Genomic DNA, 669 nt, shown 5'->3' on the forward strand with positions numbered 1-669 from the left:
GATCAGGAGAAGCTCGGCATCGCGCTCGCCAAGCTCGCGGCCGAGGATCCGTCCTTCCGCGTCTCCACCGATCAGGAGTCGGGCCAGACCATCCTGCGCGGGATGGGCGAGCTGCACCTCGACATCAAGGTCGACATCCTGCGCCGCACCTACAAGGTCGACGCCAACATCGGCCAGCCGCAGGTGGCGTACCGCGAGAAGCTGACCCGCCGGACCGAGATCGACTACACCCACAAGAAGCAGACCGGCGGCACGGGCCAGTTCGCGCGGGTGAAGTTCGTGGTCGAGCCGAACGAGCCGGGCAAGGGCTTCGAGTTCGCCTCGAAGGTGATCGGCGGCGCGGTGCCCAAGGAGTACATCCCGGGCGTCGAGAAGGGGCTCAACTCGGTCCTCGGCGCCGGCATCCTCGCCGGCTTCCCGGTGGTCGACATCAAGGTCGAGCTGATCGACGGCGCCTATCACGACGTCGACTCCTCGGCGCTGGCCTTCGAGATCGCGTCCCGGGCGGCGCTGCGCGAGGCCCTGCAAAAGGGCGGCTCCGTGCTGCTCGAGCCGGTGATGAAGGTCGAGGTCGTCTCGCCGGAGGAGTATACCGGCTCGGTGATCGGCGATCTCAACTCCCGCCGCGGCCAGATCCAGGGCCAGGACATGCGCGGCAACGCGAACGTC

General features: G+C 67.9%; 1 pseudogene. It reads left to right on the forward strand.

The window, feature by feature from the left end:
- Positions 1–669, forward strand: a pseudogene (gene fusA / locus MKK70_RS18570) (elongation factor G); the annotation flags it as partial.

Source organism: Methylobacterium sp. E-041 (assembly GCF_022829665.1).
Taxonomy (GTDB): Bacteria; Pseudomonadota; Alphaproteobacteria; order Rhizobiales; family Beijerinckiaceae; genus Methylobacterium.